The 20,896-nt window shown below is 61.9% G+C and carries 18 protein-coding genes and 1 CRISPR repeat array (1 of these 19 cut by a window edge); of the genes, 8 read left to right on the plus strand and 10 right to left on the minus strand.

The window, feature by feature from the left end:
* Nucleotides 1-492: a CRISPR direct-repeat array (repeat unit 25 nt; unit sequence GAAGCAGCTAGGAAAGAATTGAAAG) (it extends 872 nt beyond the left edge of the window).
* A 144-nt stretch (nt 493-636) separates the two neighbouring features.
* The 4 genes from QXF46_04080 to QXF46_04095 form a co-directional block, all read right to left on the minus strand.
* Nucleotides 637-774, minus strand: coding sequence for a hypothetical protein (locus tag QXF46_04080; GenBank protein MEM0226030.1), 138 nt, complete (start codon nt 772-774; stop codon nt 637-639).
* A gap of 11 nt (nt 775-785) precedes the next feature.
* Nucleotides 786-1,250 carry a hypothetical protein gene (locus QXF46_04085; GenBank protein ID MEM0226031.1) on the minus strand — a complete coding sequence of 155 codons (465 nt, stop codon included), beginning with the start codon at nt 1,248-1,250 and terminating at the stop codon, nt 786-788.
* A gap of 123 nt (nt 1,251-1,373) precedes the next feature.
* Complete coding sequence (gene bgaS / locus QXF46_04090; protein MEM0226032.1) at nt 1,374-2,825, minus strand: beta-galactosidase BgaS; 1,452 nt, start codon at nt 2,823-2,825, stop codon at nt 1,374-1,376.
* Nucleotides 2,826-2,845: 20 nt separating this feature from the next.
* Nucleotides 2,846-3,496, minus strand: a complete 651-nt coding sequence (locus tag QXF46_04095; protein MEM0226033.1) for a hypothetical protein — start codon at nt 3,494-3,496, stop codon at nt 2,846-2,848.
* Nucleotides 3,497-3,732: 236 nt separating this feature from the next.
* Between QXF46_04095 and QXF46_04100 the strand changes: the two genes are divergently transcribed.
* The 3 genes from QXF46_04100 (at nt 3,733) to QXF46_04110 (ending at nt 8,152) form a co-directional block, all read left to right on the plus strand.
* Nucleotides 3,733-5,004 (plus strand): DUF4010 domain-containing protein, encoded by a 1,272-nt coding sequence (locus tag QXF46_04100; protein MEM0226034.1) that lies wholly within the window; start codon nt 3,733-3,735, stop codon nt 5,002-5,004.
* Nucleotides 5,005-5,089: 85 nt separating this feature from the next.
* Nucleotides 5,090-6,517 carry an alpha/beta hydrolase gene (locus QXF46_04105; GenBank protein ID MEM0226035.1) on the plus strand — a complete coding sequence of 476 codons (1,428 nt, stop codon included), beginning with the start codon at nt 5,090-5,092 and terminating at the stop codon, nt 6,515-6,517.
* Nucleotides 6,518-7,939: 1,422 nt separating this feature from the next.
* Complete coding sequence (locus QXF46_04110) at nt 7,940-8,152, plus strand: hypothetical protein (protein ID MEM0226036.1); 213 nt, start codon at nt 7,940-7,942, stop codon at nt 8,150-8,152.
* Nucleotides 8,153-8,221: 69 nt separating this feature from the next.
* On the opposite strand, the gene QXF46_04115 is transcribed toward QXF46_04110, so the two are convergent.
* Entirely contained in the window at nt 8,222-8,755 is a 534-nt protein-coding gene (locus tag QXF46_04115) for a hypothetical protein (GenBank protein ID MEM0226037.1), read from the minus strand.
* Between the two features lie 85 nt (nt 8,756-8,840).
* Here QXF46_04115 and QXF46_04120 point away from each other — a divergent pair, with 85 nt between their 5' ends.
* Together QXF46_04120 and QXF46_04125 are read left to right on the plus strand one after the other, a co-directional pair.
* Nucleotides 8,841-9,554, plus strand: coding sequence for a hypothetical protein (locus QXF46_04120; protein MEM0226038.1), 714 nt, complete (start codon nt 8,841-8,843; stop codon nt 9,552-9,554).
* A 1-nt stretch (nt 9,555) separates the two neighbouring features.
* On the plus strand, nt 9,556-10,494 hold the full coding sequence (locus QXF46_04125; protein ID MEM0226039.1) for a prenyltransferase/squalene oxidase repeat-containing protein: 939 nt from the start codon (nt 9,556-9,558) through the stop codon (nt 10,492-10,494).
* Nucleotides 10,495-10,660: 166 nt separating this feature from the next.
* Here the strand turns inward: QXF46_04125 and QXF46_04130 are convergent, their stop codons facing one another.
* The 3 genes from QXF46_04130 to QXF46_04140 form a co-directional block, all read right to left on the minus strand.
* Nucleotides 10,661-12,238 (minus strand): hydantoinase B/oxoprolinase family protein, encoded by a 1,578-nt coding sequence (locus QXF46_04130; GenBank protein ID MEM0226040.1) that lies wholly within the window; start codon nt 12,236-12,238, stop codon nt 10,661-10,663.
* Between the two features lies 1 nt (nt 12,239).
* The gene (locus QXF46_04135) at nt 12,240-14,219 is read right to left on the minus strand and encodes a hydantoinase/oxoprolinase family protein (GenBank protein MEM0226041.1); all 1,980 of its coding nucleotides are present in this window, start codon (nt 14,217-14,219) and stop codon (nt 12,240-12,242) included.
* A gap of 269 nt (nt 14,220-14,488) precedes the next feature.
* Nucleotides 14,489-15,019: a TOBE domain-containing protein gene (locus tag QXF46_04140; GenBank protein MEM0226042.1), complete on the minus strand. Its 531-nt coding sequence runs from the start codon at nt 15,017-15,019 to the stop codon at nt 14,489-14,491.
* Between QXF46_04140 and QXF46_04145 the strand changes: the two genes are divergently transcribed.
* Nucleotides 14,985-17,108: a hypothetical protein gene (locus QXF46_04145; GenBank protein ID MEM0226043.1), complete on the plus strand. Its 2,124-nt coding sequence runs from the start codon at nt 14,985-14,987 to the stop codon at nt 17,106-17,108. The two genes, QXF46_04140 and QXF46_04145, sit on opposite strands and share 35 nt — an antisense overlap.
* A gap of 68 nt (nt 17,109-17,176) precedes the next feature.
* On the opposite strand, the gene guaA is transcribed toward QXF46_04145, so the two are convergent.
* Both guaA and QXF46_04155 read right to left on the minus strand, forming a co-directional pair.
* Complete coding sequence (gene guaA / locus QXF46_04150; GenBank protein MEM0226044.1) at nt 17,177-18,112, minus strand: glutamine-hydrolyzing GMP synthase; 936 nt, start codon at nt 18,110-18,112, stop codon at nt 17,177-17,179.
* Between the two features lie 21 nt (nt 18,113-18,133).
* Nucleotides 18,134-19,114, minus strand: a complete 981-nt coding sequence (locus QXF46_04155) for a hypothetical protein (GenBank protein MEM0226045.1) — start codon at nt 19,112-19,114, stop codon at nt 18,134-18,136.
* A gap of 105 nt (nt 19,115-19,219) precedes the next feature.
* Here QXF46_04155 and QXF46_04160 point away from each other — a divergent pair, with 105 nt between their 5' ends.
* Together QXF46_04160 and QXF46_04165 are read left to right on the plus strand one after the other, a co-directional pair.
* The gene (locus QXF46_04160; GenBank protein ID MEM0226046.1) at nt 19,220-19,882 is read left to right on the plus strand and encodes a biotin transporter BioY; all 663 of its coding nucleotides are present in this window, start codon (nt 19,220-19,222) and stop codon (nt 19,880-19,882) included.
* Nucleotides 19,883-19,893: 11 nt separating this feature from the next.
* Nucleotides 19,894-20,856, plus strand: a complete 963-nt coding sequence (locus QXF46_04165) for a biotin--[acetyl-CoA-carboxylase] ligase (GenBank protein MEM0226047.1) — start codon at nt 19,894-19,896, stop codon at nt 20,854-20,856.
* The last annotated feature ends 40 nt before the right edge of the window (nt 20,857-20,896 follow it).

A 20,896-nucleotide genomic window follows, 5' to 3' on the forward strand; every position in this document is an offset into this window, starting at 1 on the left:
AGCAGCTAGGAAAGAATTGAAAGTGGTGTAGAGCGAGACCATCAGGACGAGGAGGCTGAGGAAGCAGCTAGGAAAGAATTGAAAGGCTAGCCACCGCGCCCCACCCCCTCCCCGCCCCTCACCTCCCGAAGCAGCTAGGAAAGAATTGAAAGATGGAAGAGAAGGCGGTCACAGTCCCGTCCCGCTCGACGAAGCAGCTAGGAAAGAATTGAAAGAGTATTAGGTTGTGTATATTATCAGCGACTTCCTTCAATGTTGGAAGCAGCTAGGAAAGAATTGAAAGTTATAGGAGTAGAAGACAAATTACGTGTGGCTGGATCGATTGCCACTAGAAGCATCTAGGAAAGAATTGAAAGTTGTGAGTTAGCTGAGCTCCGCACTTCTTGCAGTAGATTTCGAAGCAGCTAGGAAAGAATTGAAAGAGATGATGGAGATGATGATAGATGATGAGCATTATTCCACTGTCAGAAGCAACTGAGAAAGAATTGAAAGGTTCGCGCTCTCAGCTTCTGTCTCCAGTTAGCGCGGTATCTCCCGGTGGGGCAGTTAGGAAAGAGGGAGGTGTACTCGCTCCCAACGTTGTCCGCTAAGCCGACTGTCGGCTCGGAGTGTCTTGGAAGGGGTTGGAAGGTGTTTCTAGGTTAACGGGGTTACGGCTGCGAGGAGTGCGCTGTGGACGGCTGCGAGCCAGGCTGCGTTCTCAGTCCAGGATTTGGTGCGGTGGAGCCACACTTGGGCTGCAGCATCGAGGGGTAGTAGTAGGGTGATGCTCACGAAGATTACGATCAGGTGGCTGGAGAACCTATTCCCACACCCATGGCAAGCGCCTCCTCCCTCGTAGAGGCGCCAACGTCGATGAAGAGGTCCTCCACAGTGATCTCCCTCGGCTGGGCCCCAGCCTGCAGGTGGGGCGGGGTCGAGCCCACCACTCCTTCAACTTCCCCCTTCCGCCCCATGACGACGACCTCATGGCCTTGCGAGGCGCTCGCGCTCACACCGCCGAGAGCGGTCACCCGCAGGAAGCCGGTGTCCTCGACGTGCCTCACTAGGAAGCCGACTTCGTCCATGTGGGCTGCCACAACCATCAGCGGCCTACCCTCCCCGAACGTAACGTAGGGGTTACCCCGGGGGTCGGTAGCTGGCTCAAGCCCCAGCTTACCCAGCTCCTCGGCGATGAGCTTCCTCACCTGGCTCTCGAAGCCCGACGGTCCCAGCGCAGCTGATAGCTTGGAGAGGAGGGTCGTGTTCACGCGACCCAGTAGAACCTAGGGTTTTTATGCGCGCGCGTTAAGCGAGCACGGTGATGAGCTCAGCTACCTGCCGATCAGTGAGGGTTCCCGGCCTTACTGAGGGGGTCACACCCGTCAACTTCCTCAACCGCTAACGCGTGGGGGCTCGGTGAGGTGCATCAGGTAGTCCGGTATCTCCTTGCCCCTCGCGATCTCCCGGAACACGAGGGCGCTAGGTCTCGCGTACCTGCGCTTGGTCGCGAAGTCGACGTGGAAGAGGCCGAACCTCATCCTGTAGCCCTGCGCCCACTCGAGGTTGTCGAAGAGGTTCCAGTGGAAGTAGCCTCTAACGTCAACCCCCTCTGACGCGGCGCGGTGGACCTGGTACAGGTGGGAGACGATGAAGTGCGACCTTAACCTGTCGCTCGCGTCGGCGATGCCGTTCTCGGTGACGTAAATGGGGAGCCGGTACCTCTTCCAGAGCCTGATGAGCACCTCGTAGAGGCCCTCCGGGTAAACCTCCCAGCCGAAGTCGCTCGCCGGGCGCCCAGCCTTCGATGAACCGCCCGGCGGGCAGGAGTAGCCGTAGCCGGAAAGCACGGTGTAGCCGCCTGGAACCTTCCTAACGACGCTCCTCGTGTAGTAGTTCAACCCCACCCAGTCGAGCCGGCCCCTCAAGTCGTCCCTCACGCCCCCCGCGAGAACCCCCTTGACGGCAGCCTCGTACGGCCAGATGTTGCGCTCGAACCCGGCGTCGGCTGCCTCCCTATCCTCCTCCGTCAGCGGGGTCCAAGCGGCGACGGACTCGACGATCCCTACGGGCTTCTTCGAGAAGGTCTTTACGGCGTCGTAGGCCCGGGCGTGAGCCTCGGCCAAGTGCTTCCTCGCAACCTCGTAGCACTTCAAGTCGAGGTAGCCGGGCGGGAAGCCGCTCCTCACGCTCACGTAGCCCAGCATCGCCACCACCTCCGGCTCGTTCATCGTGTACCACGCGTCCACGAGGTCGTCGAACACGCTCGCAGCGAACGCGGCGAACTTCGCGAACTCGACCACCGTCCTCTCGTCGAGCCAACCGGAGGGAGCCCGGTCGGGCCCCAACTTCCTGACCTTCACGGGGTCGTGAAGCCAGACGGGGATCGACCAGTGGAAGAGGTTGGCTATCAGGAACCCTCCGCGCCCCTTCCAGTCCTCAAAGATCTCCCTGTACCGCTTCACAGCACCCATGTCCGCCAGCTTCTCGAGCCTCCTCACGTGCTCCTGATCTACGTTGACGGCCACCAAGCCATCCCTGCTCCGCTCGACGGGAACCTCGACCTCGAAAGTCGGTTTGGGGAAGATCCGCGCCCACTCAATCGTGAACCACGCAGCGTCCATCCCCAGCCAGACAGCCCTCTCGTTATCCTCCCTGAAGAGGTGCCAGTAGCCGGGGCCGTCCTCCGGCCGGTCCCCGCTCACGATGCCCGCGGCGATGTTCTCCGGGTCGTGAAGCCAGAGGACCCAGTCGCTGACGAACTCGGGGCCGGGGAGGCCCATCTCGTGCTGGACGCCGACCGTGCTGAACCCGAACCTGAAGCCCCTATCGAACTTGCAGCCCATGTGGGCCCTCGCTACTGCGGTTATTTCTGCTTACCGCCCCTCAGGCGCTCCGCGATCTCAGCCGCCCTGATGAAAAGCCTGATCCTCTCGATCTCCTGCCGTAAGTCTTGGAGCTCCGAGGCTTTAGCAGCGTACGTGGACTTCAGCTGCTCCAGCTGCTTCTTCAACGCAGCCCTCCGCCTCCTCAACCTCACAAGCTCCTCCTGCAGCTCCGCGATGCGCAGCTTCAGCTTCTCCCTCTCAGTCCTCTCCTCCAGCCTCCTCCTGCTAGCCTCGCTTATGCTCGCCTCAACGGCCTTGAGCCGGCTCTCCAGCGCAGCGTACTCCCTCATCTTCGACCTGAGCTCCTCCTGCCTCGGCTCACCCCTATCGATCCTATCGAGCAGCTCCCTGATCTCTCGGCGCAGGCTGGTAACCCTCTCCTGAAGGCTTCTCCTCTCCTCCCAGAGCTTTTTCACGTCAACTCCCCCCTCCTCCCGCACAGCGGCCATCCTCCCCTTAAGCTCGCGCAGCTCCGCCTCAAGCCTCGCGATATCCTCGCGGAGCTTCCTCCTCTCCTCGCTCAAGGCATCTATCTTCGCCTTCAGCTCCCCAACCTCCCCCACGGCCTTCCTCATCTTCGAGTCCAGCTCAGCCAACCTCCTCCTCAGCTGCGCTGGGTCAGACTCCACGGCGTAGCGGGCCATTTCTAGCCTAAAATTGGTATCCCAGCTCTTTAACCTCGAACCCTCCATCCGCGTCGAGTGCGCCGAGCTGCGGCGGTTCAGCCGGGACAGCTGTGCCGCGCGGCTTGGAGCTGGTGAACCCCGGAGCGCTGCTCTCGCTTAACGGTGAAGTTTATAGAGTATATAGATGTAAATAGAGAATAGTTCTTATATACCTGATTGTAGTAAACATAGGTTTAAGCATGCTGCCCCTAGTCCCAGTGTCGGTCGACATCCAGTTCGTGTTCAAGGTCGCTCTCAGCTTCCTATCGGGAGCGCTGATAGGGTTGGAGAGGGAGAGAGCGAAATCCCACGAGGCGCCGGGAGTCAGAAGCGTCGGCTTCCTCTCCGTGCTCGGCTGCCTGTCCGCAGCTCTCCCCGGTAGCGTGGCAACCGAACCGTGGCTCCCGCTGCTGGCTTCAGCCTCTCTCGCGGCCATGGTTGTCTCAGTCGTTGGCGTCTACACTTACCGGAAGCTGGTGATCAGCGGGGAGAGCGGGATCACAACCCCCCTCGCGCTGGCTGTCGCCTACTCCTCCGGCCTGCTGATCGGCTCCGGGATGCTCGTCGAAGGGGTGGCCCTCTGCTTCATGGCGAGCCTGGCGCTGGCCGCGAAGCTGAGCATTGAGAGGGTCGTCAGGGGCGTCACCTACAGGGAGCTCCTCCCCCTCTTCGAGCTGGGCGTGATAGCCTTCCTGATCGGCCCCCTCCTGCCCTTCGAGCTGACCGACCCGTTCCTCAACGCCGTCAGCGTCGGCTCCCTCTACATATTCTTCGTCACGGTGCTGGTGATCTCCTACATAGGCTACGTTGCGGTCAGGCTGGGCGGCTCTCGGTCCATCGACTTCGTCTCCTTCTTCGGCGGGCTCGCCAACAGCGAGGCAACGGTCGTGAGCGCCTGCAGGCTGGGCGGTGAGGGGGCAGCTGTCAGGTCCTCCCTGCTGGCGAACGCGGCAATGCTGGCGAGAAACGCGGCTCTCGCAACCCTGCTATCGCACTTGTCGCGGAGGGTGGAGCTCAACCTCCTCGCAATCGGGCTGCTCGGCTACTCCCTCTCGATCCTCCTGGCCTACACGCTGTCAAAGCTCCTGCCGAGCCCGGGGGAGCTCAGCATCGAGGTTCCCCCATTGAGCTTCAGCCTGGCGGCGAGGGCTACAGCCCTCTTCGCGCTCTCATCGATGATCAGCGCGGCGGCCACGCTCGTGCTAGGCGCTCCCGGCGCGCTGCTCGCATCGGCTCTCAGCGGCTTCGCCAGCTCAGCGGCAGTGATCTTCACCTCGATGAGCTTGCTCGCTGGGAACTACGTCTCACCATCGACGGCGATCGTATCGGCGCTGATCGCCTCAGCGGCCGCCTCGATCAACAAGGCCTTCTACGTGGCACCCATCAGCAAGAGGAGGGCCGTGAAGCTCATCCCAGTCAACCTCGCCGTAGCCACACCCCTCCTGGCCACCGCCATCCTGCTGCAGCTGTAGAAGCCCCTCCCCGATCGAGGCGGTGAACCTGGCCTGAGGCCGGGCGCGGGAAAACAGCTTAATACGATCGCTCGGACGGGGCACCGTGGGTAGGGCGGTCATCCTGCTCTCCGCCTTCATCGCCGCGTACGCGGGGCTGTCGCTCGGCCTGCTGCAGCTCGAGTCGGGGGTCGAAGAGCGGAGGGGCTACATCTTCGTCGACGGAGTCCCCGTCTACTACGCGGAGTGGAGCCCGAAGAGCGGCTCCACCAAAGGCGTTGCAGTGCTGCTCCACGGGCTCGGCGGGAGCCTCGAGATGATGAAGTGGCTCGGCGTGGAGCTGGCCAGGAACGGCTACAGGGCCATCGCCTACGACAACCTGGGCCACGGGAGGAGCGGCTCGAGGATCGCTGCCTTCAACGGCACCGCGGCTTTCCCCGTCTACCAAAGGCTGCTGGAGTCGCTCGGGGTGCGGGACGAGGAGGTCACGCTGGTCGGCCACAGCATGGGCGGCTTCTTCGCGCAGGAGTTCGCGGAGAGGGATCCGAGGGTGGTGAGGGTCATCGTCGTAGCGTCCAGGCCGTACCTCGACAAACCCATCGAGCGGGTCGCGGTCTTCGCCGCCCTCGACGAGATCTTCACCGTGACCAGCGCCGAAGGCTGGACGGTGGTAATCCTGCCCCACGACGACCACTTGACCGTGCTCTACAACCCGGCGCTGGCGGACATAGTGCTGTCGAGGCTCGAGGGGGACGGCTACGAGAACCGCGCCCCGCAGCGCTTGACCCTAACGCTGGCGAGAAGCGCCTCCGCCCTAGCCGCTACGCTCGCGGCCGTCAGCCTGCTCGCCCCCCGCTTGAGGAAGCCTCAGGCGCAGCCCCCGGGCAGCCTGCCGCTGGCCAAGCTAGCCGCAGCCTTCGCCCTGGCCGCGCCGCTAGCCTTCCCGCTCTACCTACTCATGGCTCCAGCCGTATCGCTGATCGCCGCCTATGTCCTCGCCGTGCTCTACACTCAGGCTCTCGCCTTAACCCTGGTCCAGCGGCCCCAGCCACGCTTCAGCCCAGCGCTGGTAAGGGGCCTGCCGAGGCTGGCAGCCTCAAGCTCCGCGCTGGCGCTGATCGTCTACGCCGGCCTGCACGAGGCCCTCCAACCCTTCTTCAACGTGGAGCCGAGCCCGCAGAGAGCCCCCCTCATGGCCGCGATCCTAGCCCTCTCGCTTCTACCGTGCACCACCTTCGAGCCGCTCGCGAGGCTCAAGCTGGCCAACCTACCACCGCTGCGCGGGCTAGCGGTCGTCATCGCCCTCCGGGCGGCCAGCTTCCTCTCCGCCTACGCCACCGCGAGGCTGCTACTGGGGCCGCACGGCCTCTCCGGATACCTGCTGATCGTAACCTTCGTGAGCCTCACCCTACTACTACCCCTCGACGCTGCAGCCCAAGTGTGGCTCCACCGCACCAAATCCTGGACCGAGAACGCAGCCTGGCTCGCAGCCGTCCACAGCGCACTCCTCGCAGCCGTAACCCCCCTAACATAGAAGCGCCTTCCAATCCCTTCCAAGATACTTCGAGCTGACAGTCAGCTTAGCGGACAACGTGGGGGTGAGTACACTTTCTTCTCTTCTAACTGCCTCACCGGGAGATAGCGCGCTGGCGGGAGATAGAGGCTGAAAGCGCGGACCTTTCAATTCTTTCCTAGCTGCTCCACGGGAATAAGACCCCTGGCCCCCGGGAGATGGTGCTAACCAGGGCTTACAAGATCCCGCTGCCCCTTTCAATTCTTTCCTAGCTGTCCCGGTTATAGTGATTATAAAGTAGTAGCGTATGAGCTAGAGAGGAGACTTTCAATTCTTTCCTAGCTGCTTCTCCCGTATTCCACACACTGGGTGGACAGTGTGATCAATGTGGCTCGCTTTCAATTCTTTCCCTAGCTGCCTCGTGCGGATCTCGCACCAGCTGCCCCCCGAAGATCTCTTCGCTTTCAATTCTTTCCTAGCTGCTCCTAGTCTCCAATCTCGAGAGGCCCCCCGACGGGGGGCACGGGATCGCCTTTGCCTTTCAATTCTTTCCCAGCTGCTTCCTTCATGTTTACGCTTGGAGGGTCTAGTTCCACGAGCAGCTTCTTTCAATTCTTTCCTAGCTGCCTCGGATGATGGGGAGCAGCTCTGCGGCGGCGACGATGAGGGTGACTTTCAATTCTTTCCTAGCTGCCTCGAGATATGTTGTAGAAAGTGCGGCACACAGCTAACGTATAAACTTTCAATTCTTTCCTAGCTGCTTCTTGAAAGAGAGGGCACAGCAGTTGAGGCAGACTGCAGAACAGCAGCTTTCAATTCTTTCCTAGCTGCTTCCGTGGGGGTTTTTCGTGTGGTGGTTTTTAAGGTTTGTCTTCTTGAACCTTTGAGCATTGTTTTCCGCGGGGTGCGGCGTTCAGCGCGCATCTGTGGATTCGGGGAAAGGGAATCTAGTTCCCCGGGTTAATCGGGGAATAGAGAAACTTTCCGCGGAAAAACCGTTCACCTTAAATCCAAATTCAAAAAACGGGAAACGAGGTTCCCGCTGGAAAGAGGGTGGACTCTGCTTCCGGTATGCAGTGTCTGGATTCTGTGGCGCGCTCGAGTGGCCTAGTTGGTTTCCGTTTTCGCGCGCTTTTCAGGGGTAACGCTTTGAGCCGGCATGCGCAGCGGTTGGAGGCTTTTGGCTGGTCTGGCCCGCGGCCGTAGGACGGAGGTGGGTGGGATTCGGGCGTTGAGCGGGCGTGGCCGTGAGGGTGGGGATCGAGAGGGCCTCGGCAGCTGTTGATACCGGGCGCCCGCCGACAGCTGCTAAGAGGCTGCTTGCAGAGTGCAAAGCACCGCTGAGGATGCGGAATCACATAGGCGTTAGCTGGCGTTGCGTTTCCCCGCTCGTCGGCAGAGCGTGGTTCAGCTACGCGATGATAAGCTTGCTCTGTACTGCGCTTGGAGGGTGGGGAGAGGGTTGTAGAGGTTCAAGTGGGGTTGAAGGAGAAGCGACTGAAACTGCTGGGGGTAGCGGCACATCCAATTCAAAAAGGGAACCGCAACGTTCACAGTCGGCCGATACAGGGGCCGGCGGTTAACCGCATAGATTCTCCCTTAGCAGCTGTAATTGAAGAATTAGAAGTAGTTTTCGAAGCGTCGAGCGGGATTTGAAGAGGTTTCACTATGAGTTCTGAAGCATTGTTTAATTTGAAATATTCCATTCCTCTCATGTTTTAAATTTTATGTTTTCAGGTTTCTTAGGCATAGGGAGGTGAACTCTTCGAGGGCTTTCTCGCACTCCTTGAGCTTCTTTTCTACTTCGCTCCCCGCTTGTACTCCGATCCAGTCGGTGCTGCGCACCTGCTGGTACCACTTCTCCAGCGCTTCGAGGATTTCCTCCAGCTCTTCCGCCTCCTCCTGCGTCACGTTCCCCTTCTCGATGTTCTCCCTTATCTCGTTGAGGAACTCGTCGCACTCCTCGAGGATTTCCCTGTACTCTCTCTCCTTCAATGCTGCGAGCACGCTCCGGAGCTGGAGGGCGTCTTCTCCGCCTGCTGCTCTACCCTCCAATACGATGGCGGTACCGTGCTCCCTGATTTCCCTTACCACTCCCTCTAGGGCTTCCCGTACCTCCCTGGTGTCGGGTAGCAGGCAGAGGGAGAGGCGCGGGTAGACTCCCCCCAACCCTCTCAGCTTCCTCCAGATTCGGACTTTGAATCTTGACGGCTCTTCGGGGACTTCGTACAGGATGATGAGCAGCCTTCCCTCCCTCATGGCGTGTGCTCTGCGGCCGCCCGGGTTAAGGGTTTGGCGGCTTGACGAAAGCTTTAAGTAGTGTTTTGTAACAGCCGTTACACCGGTGTCCGTGAGGCTGCTCACGCCCCGCGTCTTTGAGGCTTTGAAGACCGCGTTGACAGTTGAGGTGCTGGTCGGTGATGGGGGGCTGGCTAGGGGCGCCCCTCCAACCCGGGAGTCCGGCGGGCTGGAGGTTCTGCGGCTGCTCGAGGCTAGGCCTCTCGCCGTGAACTTCCAGGTGGGTGAGGGGGAGGTTCGGGTCGGGTGCGGGGACGGCGTGATGAGCGACTTCGAGATCGAGGCTTTCGGGGAGTACGGGAGGGTTGTGAGCGGGATGCGGGAGGAGGTTCCCGTGGGAGAGGTTGAGCGTCTGCGCGTGAAGGGGTTGCGCTTCGTTGAGGAGGAGAGGGTGGGTGATCTGCCGCGGGGCGTGCTGCCGGTGGGCGGGGTGGTGGATCTCCTCTACCTGCCGCGCGACGATACGGTGATCCTCCCCTACAGGTTCAATAGGGTTAGGCTGGGTGAGCGCCGGGAGCTGTGCTTCGTTCTGCCGAAGAGCTTCCTCAGGGAGAGGGCGAGAGCCGTCCACCCCGTCTACGGGAGGGTGTACGAGGGGGAGGTGGTGGGCGTTGAAGTGGATGTTCGGGAGCTCGTGCGCGGTGGATACCCTCAGCTGGCTGTTGTCTCCTCCTGGCGGAGGTTTGGGGGTCGGTTGAGCATCCTGCGCGTGCTGGGGGACGAGGATCTGAGGGAGCTTCTGTCGAGCCTGGGTGTTTGAAATGGCGGGGGGCTTGTACGCGCTGGTCGACCTCGACAGGGTGGTCGAGTACGTGCTATCGAAGCGGGGGAGCGACGGCGGCTACCTCTCCTTCCAGTACATGGACATGTTCGAGTCGTCGGCTGAGGACACTTTCTACGCCCTCTCAATCCTCTCCACGCTGAAGGTTGACCCTCCGCAAGCCGACGCTACAATCGGATTCCTGAGGCGCCTGCAGGATCCGTCGGGTGGCTACAGGAGCGTTGAAGTAGCGTACTACTCGCTGCTGGCTCTCGATCTACTGGGCGCTAAGCCGGCTGACCCGGAGGGGGCTGCCCGCTTCCTCCTCGGGGCCCTGGAGGCGACCCTCGCGGAGCAGAACGGTCACGCGTGGCTCCTCCTCGACGAGAAGCCGCTGATCGATGAGAAGGGCGTCCTCCGATCGAAGGATGCCACCTACATCATTACGCCGGCTGACGTCACCCCCTGGTTGAACAGGGTTTCAATGATCGTCCTCGCGCTCGACAAGCTCGGCGGCATGGCGGATCGCTACGCTGAAGCTGCCGCAGCCGCGATGCTCAAGAGCCGGAACGGTGGAGGGTTCGGCCACCCCGTGCCCCAGCTTGAGTACACCTACTGGGCTGTCGAGGGCTTGAGCGCGCTGCACCGATTCGACACGCCGGCCGAGACTGTGAAGTGGGTTCTAGCGTGCGAGAACGAGAGCGGCGGCTTCAGCGCAACCCCCTACTCCAGGAACTACTTTGTCGAAAACCTGTACTACGGATTGAAAACGCTGCAGAAGCTGGGGTCATCCCCGAGGTACGTGCGCAGCCACTTGAGGTACGTTTCAAGCTTGCAGAACGCTAACGGAGGCTTCCGCCGCACAACCACGCACGGCGTATCGAGCCTCGAATACACGTTCTACGCTGTGCAATCGCTGAAGCTTCTAGGCCACCTGTAGCAGCCTCTAGCTTGCATTTCCCGTCTTGCTCGAAAAAGCGGTGCGCAGTCTGCAGTAACGGTGAGCGCCACCGTTTATCACCGTTTACCGTGATCAACGAATAAAATGGCACTCCACAGGAGATCATCGCAATTTTATCGTAAGGAATTCGATCTCGGCTTGGAGACTATTTGTGCTGGATCTCGGAGCCTTCGGGTACCCCCCACCCTCCGCCTCCGGGGGTTTCTACGATGACTTCATCGCCGGCCTCCAGGTCGGTTGTGAACTTGCTCGGCATCTCCAGCACCCTTCCGTCCCGTTTCTTGATCGTGACTCTGCCTGGCGCCCCCGGTTCCCCTCCCTGGAGCCCGTAGGGGCCTCTTCTGAAGCGGTCGGCCAGTATCGAGAGCCTGCAGGGTTTCAGGGCGATGAAGGATCTCACGATGCCGTCCCCGCCCCTGTACCTACCCCTCCCTCCGCTCCCCTCTCTAATCCTGTAGGCGGTGTAGAGGATCGGGTAGCTCCTCTCGGCGACCTCTATCGGCGTGTTCAGCGTGTTGGTCATGTTGACGTGGACCCCGCTCACCCCGTCCCTGCAGGGCCTGGCTCCGGTGCCGCCGCCGACGGTCTCGTAGTAGGCCCAGTAGCCGCCCTCGCTCACACCGCCGAGCATTACGTTCATCATCGTCCCCGAGCCCGCGGCCGGCACCCTCTCGGGCACAGCCTCCGCCAGGGCCCGGAGAACCACGTCGGCCACCCTCTGGCTCGTCTCGAGGTTCCCGCCCGAAACGGGGGCTGGCTTGCGCGGGTTGAGCAGGGAGCCCTCCGGCGCGTACACCTCGACGAGGCTGTAGAAGCCCTCGTTCGTCGGGATCTCACCGCCCATCACCGCTCTAACCGCGAAGCTCACTGCGGCGTACGTAACCCCGAACACAGCGTTGAGGGGGGCTTCCACCTGGCTGGAGGTGCCTGTGAAGTCCACGCTGACCCCGCCCCCGCGGATCTCGACTCGCGCCCTTATCGCTAGGTCCTCCTCACCCAGCTCGACAAAATCCTCGGCCTCGTACACCCCGCCCCTCCAACCGGAGATGCGCTTCGCGGCAAGGGCCCTCGCGTACTCGATCGACTCGGACCAGGCTTCGAGGACTCGGCTCGAGCCGTACCTCCCCATGAGCTCCAGCACCCTCTTCACCCCCAGCTGCACCACAGCGGCTTGCGCTCGGAGGTCGCACGCGACGATCCGGGGCGTCTTGCTGTTGGCCGCTATCATCTCCAGCAGGTCGCGGTCGATCGACCCCCTTCTGACCAGCTTCACGGGCGGCACGATGAAGCCCTCCTCGTAGAGCGTCCTAGCCGCTGGGTTGATGCTGCCCGGGGCGGGGCCGCCGACGTCGACGTGGTGCGCCTTGCAGGCCACGTACGCCACGACCTCGCCTCCGCTGACGACGGGGGCGACGACCGTAACATCGTTCAGGTGGGTACCCGAAATGTACGGGTCGTTGAGTACCAGAGCGTCACCCTCCTCCAGCTCGACGCCGCTCCCCCTGAGCCACTCCAGCACGTTTCGTACGCAGACCCTGAAGGAGCCGAGGTGGACCGGGATGTGCTCCGCTTGAGCGACGATCCTCCCCTCCCCGTCGGCCACGGCGCAGCTCAGATCAACCCGCTCCCTGATGTTCGGGGAAAGCGCCGACCGCTTCAGCGCGACCCCCATCTCCTCCGCGATGAAGACCGTGGCCTTGTGGATGAGCTCCCACGACGGCATGCTAGCCCACCCGAACGAGCCTCAGCTCGCCGAGGTTACCCACGCTGAACTCCCACCCTGGTGGCACCACGGTCGTGGAGGAGTACTCCTCAACGATCGCCGGCCCCTCGCCCACGAAGCCGACCGGAAGGCTCTCCCTCCTGTAAACGGGTGTCTCAACCCACCCGTCTTCAAAGAAGACCCTCCTCGAACCCGGCTTCACCGGCTCGCCCGCCGGGGGCCGCGGTAGCCCGGGCTTGGGCCTCAGCTTCACTGCGAAGACCCTGGCCACGACGATCTCCACGTCCAACCCGAGCGTAAAGCCGAAGGTTGCCTCATGCCTCTCCTCGAAGGCTCGCTTCACGGATTCGAGGCTTGCGGGCCTTCCCACGGGTACCGTGAGCTCCCATCCCTGACCCCTGTACCTGACGTCGGCGCTCCTAACGAAGTAATCGGCGTGGCCGAGCCTCTCCGTCAACGACTCCTCCATCCTCCTGTACGTCTCCTCCAGCGCCTCAGGGTCGGGGTAGGCGCTTCTCGCCTCAAACCTCCAGTCCGCGGCGAGCAAACCCCACGCGCTGAACAGGCCGGGGTGGGGTGGCACAAGCACCTCTCTGATCCCCAGCTCCTCCGCCAGAAAGGCTGCGAACTGCGGTCCAGCGCCCCCGAAGGCTACGAGGACGTGGTCCGCCGGGTCGAAGCCCCTCTCCACGGTGACGAGCCTCACACCCCTCGCCATCTCCAGGTTGATCAGCTCCAAGGCCCTGGCAGCCACATCCGCCGGGTCGCCGAGCCTGGAGAGGGCTGTCTCCGCGGCTCTCCTGTCCAAGCGCAGGCTGCCGTCGAGCAGGCTTTCACCGAGCCTACCCAGCACGAGGTTCGCGTCCGTGACCGTCGGCTCGCGGCCGCCCCTACCGTAGCAGGCCGGCCCGGGCTCCGAACCCGCGCTTACGGGGCCCACCGCTAAGGCTCCCGCCTCATCCCTCCAGATGATGGTTCCTCCCCCAGCGGACACCTCGGCCAAGTCGATGAACGGGAACCTGACCGGGTGGCCGGAGCCCTTGACTACGCGGCCGTGGTGTGACTCGCCTCCCACCTCGTACTCCGTCGTCACCTCCACCTCGCCGTTCGCCACGACGGCCGCCTTCGCCGTCGTGCCGCCCATGTCGAAGCTGATGACCCTGCCGAGGCCCAGCATCCTGGCCAGCTCCGCCGCGGCTACGGCACCGGCCGCGGGCCCGCTCTCGATGATCTGCACCGGCCTCTCTGCCGCCTCCCTCGAGTCCACAAGCCCGCCGCTGCTCGACATCAGGTAGAGCCCCCTGACTCCTATCCCCTCCAGCTCACCCGCCAGGCTGGTGAGGTACCTCGAGACTAGAGGTTGCAGCACCGCGTTGACGAGGGTCGTTGAAGCCCTCTCGTACTCCCGCGGCTCCGGGGCGACGCGGTGGGACAGCGAGACGTACCGAACGTGCTTCGACAGGATCCTACCAGTCAGCTCCTCATGCTCGGGGCGCAGGTAGGAGTGGAGGAGGCAGACGGCTGCGCTCTCGACGCCCAGCTCCCTCAGCTTCAGGCCCAGCTCCTCGACCTCGGCCTGATTCAAAGGCTTCAGAACTCTGCCGCTCGCGTCAACCCTTTCGTCGAGCTCGAAGCGCAGCTCCCTCGGGGCTAGCGGCCTAGGCTTCTCGAAGAAGAGGTCGTAGAGGCGGGGCCGATTCTGCCTCCCAATCTCGATGATATCCCTGAAACCCTTCGTTGTGACGAAGGCGGTACGGGGGGGCTCCAACCCCCTCTGCCCCCTCAGCGCGTTCGTGGCGAGCGTCGTGGCGTGGACGACCTCCCTCACCGGGCTTCTTGCGGCGATCCTTCTCAACCCCTCGACAACCGCTCTCTCAGGCTCACGCGGCGTGGAGAGGACCTTGAGGAAACCCAACTGCCCGTCGCGCGATAGGTACAGGAGGTCGGTGAAGGTCCCGCCGACATCGACGGCGGCAAGCATCGAGGGTTCGCTAACCCAGCCTATAAAAGCTGAGTGCAGGATCAAGAGGGTGAGCACCGCGCTGCGAAGGTTATACCTGACCCGTCGACGAGCCTGCGCCAAAACCCTGCGCCGCAACTAAGAGGCGACCTTGGTCGCTACATCCGGGTAGGCCTGAGCGCGGCTGAAGCTTCAGGGGGTGCAGGACCCACTTGCCCAATGCGGAAACAAAGTTTCGGGTTTTACCAGTTGCGCCTAATCCGCCTATCAAAAAACCTAGACCTGTAGATTCACTTGTATCGAAGGGGTATTCTAAGCTCAGTGCTTTTGTCGAATATGTGTAGGTTCGCGGGATCGAGGTACAGCGTAACGTCCCTCCTTGTTGGCTTCTCCCTGGCCAAAACTCGGAGGGTGGTACCTCCAACATCGACGTGGAGGATGTACTCGTTCCCCAAGTTTTCGATCAATAGGAGTTCACCCTTCAGTTCCAACCCCCTCGGGACTGGCTGCAGGCTGAGGTCCTCAGGCCTGACTCCTACGATAACCTGCTTGCCAACGTATTCCTCTGGGACGTTGTTGACGGGGATCCTGGCGAAACCGGCATCTATACAAGCCTCCTGCACCACTCCATCGAAGAAGTTGATTGGTGGAGACCCGATGAAGTGCGCAACGAACCGGTGGACCGGCTCTCGATAGATTTCGTCGGGTGTCCCCACTTGCACCAGCCTACCCTTGTTCATCACCGCGATTCTATCCGCTAGAACCATCGCCTCGACCTGGTCGTGCGTGACGTACAGCGTCGTGATCCTCAGCGGAATCACGGGCGAAGATGTAGCAAGGCTAGCGAGGGAGCTCCACTGCAACGTAATCGCGGTTTTCGCCAGGGATGCTTGGGGGAGGGCCTACTACAATAGTGGGGCTACAAGGAAAGCCGCAGCTCTCGGCTCGAGGGATTTCATACGTGAGTTAGTTGAAGCCGCCAGAAAGTCAAACCTTAAGGTAGTTGTAATGGTTGGCCACACGACTGACCCTGAGCTTTACAGCGCAAACCCGGATTGGGCCCAGAGGAGGCTAGACGGCTCGGTCATCCACATGGATACAAACCCCTCCCAGGAGGCTAACCCGGAACTGAGATGGCCGTTGATGTGCTTGAACTCCCCATTCCTCGAGAGGGTTTTGAAGGAAGTGAGTGAAGTGCTTGCCTACGGTGTTGACGGCGTTTTCCTCGACTCCTTCAGGTACATGCCGGACCTGGAGAGAGCTTGCTTCTGCGAGAGGTGCAGGAAGCTCCATAGGGATGAAACGGGGCGGGATCTACCTGCGACCGAGGACTGGGATTCCCTGGCCTACAGGGAGAGCTTCCTGTGGAGGTACAAGGTCAACGTCAAAGCGATCGAGCGCATTTACAACCTAGTCAAATCTCTAAGCAGGAATGCTCTACCCGTTTACAACAGCCACCCAGCCGGGTGGAAGGGTAGGGCAAACACGATTGTTGAGATGGCTAGGGACCACCTGGATGTAGTCTTCGCCGAGTGCTCTGAAGCGGACTACCAGCCCCCCGGTTTCCTAGCGGAAATGGTGAAGCTAACGCAGGCGCTCAGCGGGGGTAAGAGGGTCTGGGCTACCAGGAACGTGTTCCACATGGCGCTTACAACCACGCCGACGACGCCGATCGTGATCAAGCAGGGAGTCAGGGAGATTTTCGCGGCCGGCGGCGATCCGATGATCCTCGTGTTCAGCTCCGCTTTTGCGCAAACCAGCTCGTACCGCAGACCCGTATCCGAGGTGATGGCGGAGGTTGAAAGGCTTGAGGAGTTTATGGAGGGCGTTGAAAGGGTGAGGTACGCTGGCGTGGTCTATTCGAATCGGAGCAGAGACTGGGCTGGTCGAGGGGATCCGAGACACGTTACGGATGAGGTGAGGGGGCTCTACTACGCCCTTGCCTACAACGGCTTCCCGGTGGACTTCATCTCTGACTCTCGGTTGGATGAAGGCCGCCTCGCGGGCTTCGCTGGCATCCTCCTAGGTAACACGGCTTCCCTCTCTGAGCGCGCGGCAGCGCAGCTTGAGGCGTTCGTCGGAAGGGGTGGGGGCTTAGTGGCCTCCTTCCTAACGTCGAAGCTGGATGAGATGGGGAGGAGCCTCGAGGAGTTTCGGCTTTCAAGGCTTCTCGGAGTCTCCTACAGGGGTACGCTAAAGGCTAACTGGAGCTACGTGGTTATCACGGGCGATCATCCGGTTGTCAGAGGGGTTCCCGACCCAATCATAGTGTGGGGGGACTTTGACAGGGTGTTCAGGGATAGGAGGGTGCCGCCCTCACTCGCTTGGCATGCTATAGTGGAGCCTATAGAAGGCTCGCGAGTGCTAGGTAGGGTTGCGCTAGCGGCTGGGGAGTACGGGTACGAGTACGAAAACGGGAGATCCCCACCGCTCCTCGGACCGGAAACGAGCACTCCAGCTATCGTAGTAGGAGAGCAGCGCAGAACGGTTTACTTCAGCGGGCAGCTGGGGAGACTCTACTGGAGGCTTGGGCTCCCCCATTATGAGGCTCTGATCGAGGGGGCTGTTAAGTGGGTGGCTGGCGAACCGCCGCTGAGGGCTTTCAGTAGGGGGCTCGTGCTCTTCGAGCCTTATGTGAGGAGCGGCCAGCTCCTGATCCACCTCGTCAATCTAACGTTCGATAGAAGGATCATCCTGAGGGGGAACACTGATGATCCCACGATGTGGCATTCCACAGTTGAAACCGTCATGCCGCCGAGAGAAACCGTGCCCGTGGACGTTACGATTGAAATCAAGGGTTTCGAACCTCGTAAGGCAAGATCAGCTCTTACGGGCCGCGCGCTTGATCTAGTCGATGGTAGGCTCTCCTTGAAACTCGATGAGTACGAGATGGTAATCATCGACTTGTAGGAGCGTAACGCAGCGTTACTGCGGCGCGACGTCGGAGGTCGGTCGTCCCTACGCTCATTTGAAGGTCTCTACTCGAACTCTATGGTAGCCGGGGGCTTGTCAGTGACGTCGTAGAGCACGCGAGCCACCTCCGGCACTTCGTTGATGATGCGGTTGGCGATCCGCTTGAGCAGCAGGTAGGGGAGCTCGCTGGCCCTAGCCGTAACCGCGTCCTCGCTCTCCACCACCCTCACAGCTACTATGTAGCCGTAGACCCTCTTACCCCCTTTGACTCCCGTTGCCCTACCCTCGAGGAGGACGGCGAAGGCCTGGAAGGCGCCCAAGCCCCGAGTCTCCTCCTCAACGATCCTCGTGGCCCTCCTCACGATGTCCACCTTCTCCGGCGTCGCCTCGCCCACAACCCTGATGAGGAGCCCGGGACCGGGGAAGGGCATCTTCTCCGAGATCTCCTTCGGGAGGCCCAGGTACCTGGCCAGCTGCCTCACCTGCGGCTTGTACAGCTCCCTGAGGGGTTCAACCACTTCGAAGCCGTAAGCCCTGGGGTCCAAACCCAGCTGCACCAGCACGTTGTGCTGCGTCTTCACCCCGCCCACGGTCTCGATGATGTCGGGCGCGATCGTGCCCTGCACCAGGAACCTAGCCCCCCAGCTCTTCGCGGCTCTCCCTAGCACGGTGTAGAAGGTGTGCCTGAACGCCTTCCTCTTCTCCTCAGCGTCCCTCAACCCCCTAACGGCGTTGTAGAACTCATTCTTCGCGTCGATCAACTCCACATCTAGCCCGAGGCTCCTTAGGAGCTGGACCGTCGCCTCTGGCTCGCCCAACCTCCTGAAGCCGTCATCGATGTACACTGCCTTCAGCCGGTCGCCGAGCGCAATCCTCGCTATCAGCGCTGAGACGGTGCTGTCAACACCGCCCGAGCAGGCGGCAATCGCACGCTCACCGCCCACCCTCGACCTTACTTCCTCCACTGCCTTCTCGAGGAAGGCTTTCGGATCGAACTCCACGCGGCCCACGGGCGTTTGCCATTAAAAACTTTTCGATGGCGGCTTGCTCTCGTAGAGTAGCACCCTATCAACCTCCTCGTTTAATCCGGGCTCCCTGCTCCAGCTCGGGTCGACAGCCTCGATCCAGATCAACCAGCGGCCGCGCTCCACGTCTTGAGCCACGCCAGCGTAACCGTGGATGGGGTAGCGGGGGTGCTCGTAGATCGAGCCCGGCGCCCACTTCGCCTCGAAGATCCGCTCGAGGTTCAACCCCCGGTAATCTATGACGTAGGCGGCGAAGGTATCGGTCAGGTGGGCGCCTTTCACCACCTCTCTCGTGGCAACACCGATGATCACGGGGCCTGTGCAGCCGGCGAAAATGGAGCCGTAGAGGAGGAAGTAGGGCTTCTGCTCCTCGCCATCCAACCGGGGAATCCCCAGCTTCACCCACCGGCGCCCATCCTCGCTGACTGCCAGCGCCGTCCTGACCGAAAGCCCACCCGCGTTGGCCTTGTAGAGGCAGATGTAGCGCCCATCGACGATGTCGATCGTCGGGTCCCTAGCCTCCACCGCATCGTAGTCCCTATCGCAGCGGAGCACAAACCCTTCACCGCGCCAGGGCCCCGCCGGGTCGTCTGAGGACAGCAGGTAGGTCTCCCATCTTCCGCCCACGTCAAGGGAGGCGTAGAGCATGTACCTCCCCGTCAGCGGGTCGCGGAGGATTTGCGTCCCCTCGATGCTGAGCACCTTTAAGCCGCACATATCGCTTAACTCCTCCTTGCTTAACCTGCAAGCGAGCGTGAAGTTCTCCCCATCGCTAGAGCGGTAAACTTCGATTGCGAACCCCCTCTCCGGCCAGCTCCTAGGCCTACTGGTGAGCAGGAACTCGCGGTCGAGAGGGTCCAGCCAGAGCTTCCCAGCGCCAGCCCAAGAGCCCGGCTCGAACCGCGGTGGATCGAGAAGCACCTTCTTGAACCTCCTCCAAGCCAGTAAGGCTTGGGGAGGCAGGAGGCCCTGCCACACGTCTTCCTATTTCAGGGCACGTAAAAAACGATTGTTTCCCCGTTGTCGCGGATATGGAGTGCGTTTACGTGAAACGGTTTCACAGTGGAGTCCTTAATAGCCGGCGTGGAGCAGGGCTCCCCCGTGGGGGTGACCGTTTTCAGGTTGACGGTTTCAACAGCGTTGGCGGTTGTTACCGGCCTGCTCGCACAGGTAACCTTCAGGCTAGGGCCCGTGCCCTACACGATGCAGAACGCGGGCGTCGTCCTCTCGGGGTTGCTGCTACCACCTCGCTGGGCTCTGCTGTCCCAGCTCCTGTACCTAGCGCTCATCGCGACGGGCTTGCCTCTAGCCGCGGGCCTCAGAGGCGGAGTGGGGATCCTCCTCGGGCCGACCGGAGGCTACCTGGCCGCCTTCCCCCTTGCAGCTCTACTGACGGCCGTGCTGAGGGAGCTCTACGAGAGGGGCTGCGGAAGAACTCTGCGCGAGGCGGGTAGGCGGGACCTAGTCGCGCTGTGGCTCCTTTCGTGCGCCGCTGCAGTGCCGATCTACCTGCTGGGTTACCTGGTGTTTGCACGGTGGGTTTCCGCAGACCCTAGGCTCGCGGCGTGGGTTATGGGCGCTTCCCGGCTCTTTGGGGTGCGGGATGCGGCGCTGGCGATCCCCCTGGTTTCAGTACTCATCTTCATCCCGCAGGACTTCGCGATGGATCACGCGCTCGCCGTGTTAGCCGCTTGGCGAGTTGCTAGGTCGCTTAGCCGCGAGTACAGCCTTTTAACTCGGGGGTGATGCGTGGGGGCGTGAGCGGCGAGCTGGAGGCCGCCCTACTGGGGGAGCTGGCGCTGAGCCCCGGTTTTGTCTCGGGGGAGAAGCTGGCGCGAGCCCTCCGCGTCTCCCGTGCGACTGTGAGCAGGCTGGCGAGGAGGCTGGTCGAGGAGGGGTACCCGGTTGAGGCCCACCCTAAGCTGGGTTACAGGCTCGTCGCGAGCGACGACCTGAGCGCGGCGGCCCGCTACGTTGGCGCGCTAAAGGCGTCCCTACCCTTCACCCTCTGCTACCTCGAATCCTGCTCCTCAACCCAGGAGGTTGCGGCTGCTCTCGCTGAGGCTGGAGCGGGTGAGGGTACCGTGGTTGTGGCGGAGGAGCAGACGGCGGGCAGGGGGAGGCTCGGTAGGAGCTGGGTCTCCCCCAGGGGGGGCCTCTGGTTCACAGTTCTGCTGAGGCCCGAGAGCCTCCGTCTATCGCACCTGCTGAGCTTGACGGCGGGCGTCGCGGTGGCCAGGTCGCTTCGGGAGCTTTTCGGCGTCGACGCAGGGTTGAAGTGGCCGAACGACGTGCTAGTTGAGGGGAGGAAGGTTGCCGGGATCCTCGTCGAGGGTAGCGTGGAAGCGGACAGGATACACTACGCGCTGCTGGGCGTCGGGATCAACGTCAACAACGATCTACCACCCGAGCTCAGGGGCTCGGCTTCATCGCTGAAGGAGTTCACGGGGCGCCCCCTGCCGCGGGTCCCCCTACTGCTTAAAGTCCTCAAGGAGCTCGACAGAGCCTACAGCTCGCTGCGCTCGGGTGCGGTGGAGAGCGTGCTAGGCGAGTGGAGGCGCCTGTCCGTAACGCTCGGGAAGCGCGTGAAAGTGCTGTCAAGCGACGGAGTGTTCGAGGGGGTGGCCTTGGACATCGATGAGTGGGGTGGCCTCCTAGTGGAGAGCCGAGACGGAGGACAAAGGGTCTTCTATGCGGGGGATATCGTCCACCTCAGGTGAAAGCCTGCTCTGAAGCTCACGCTTCCACCCAACTGCTCAC

The sequence above is a fragment of the Thermofilaceae archaeon genome (assembly GCA_038731975.1).
Classification (GTDB): domain Archaea; phylum Thermoproteota; class Thermoprotei; order Thermofilales; family Thermofilaceae; genus JANXEW01.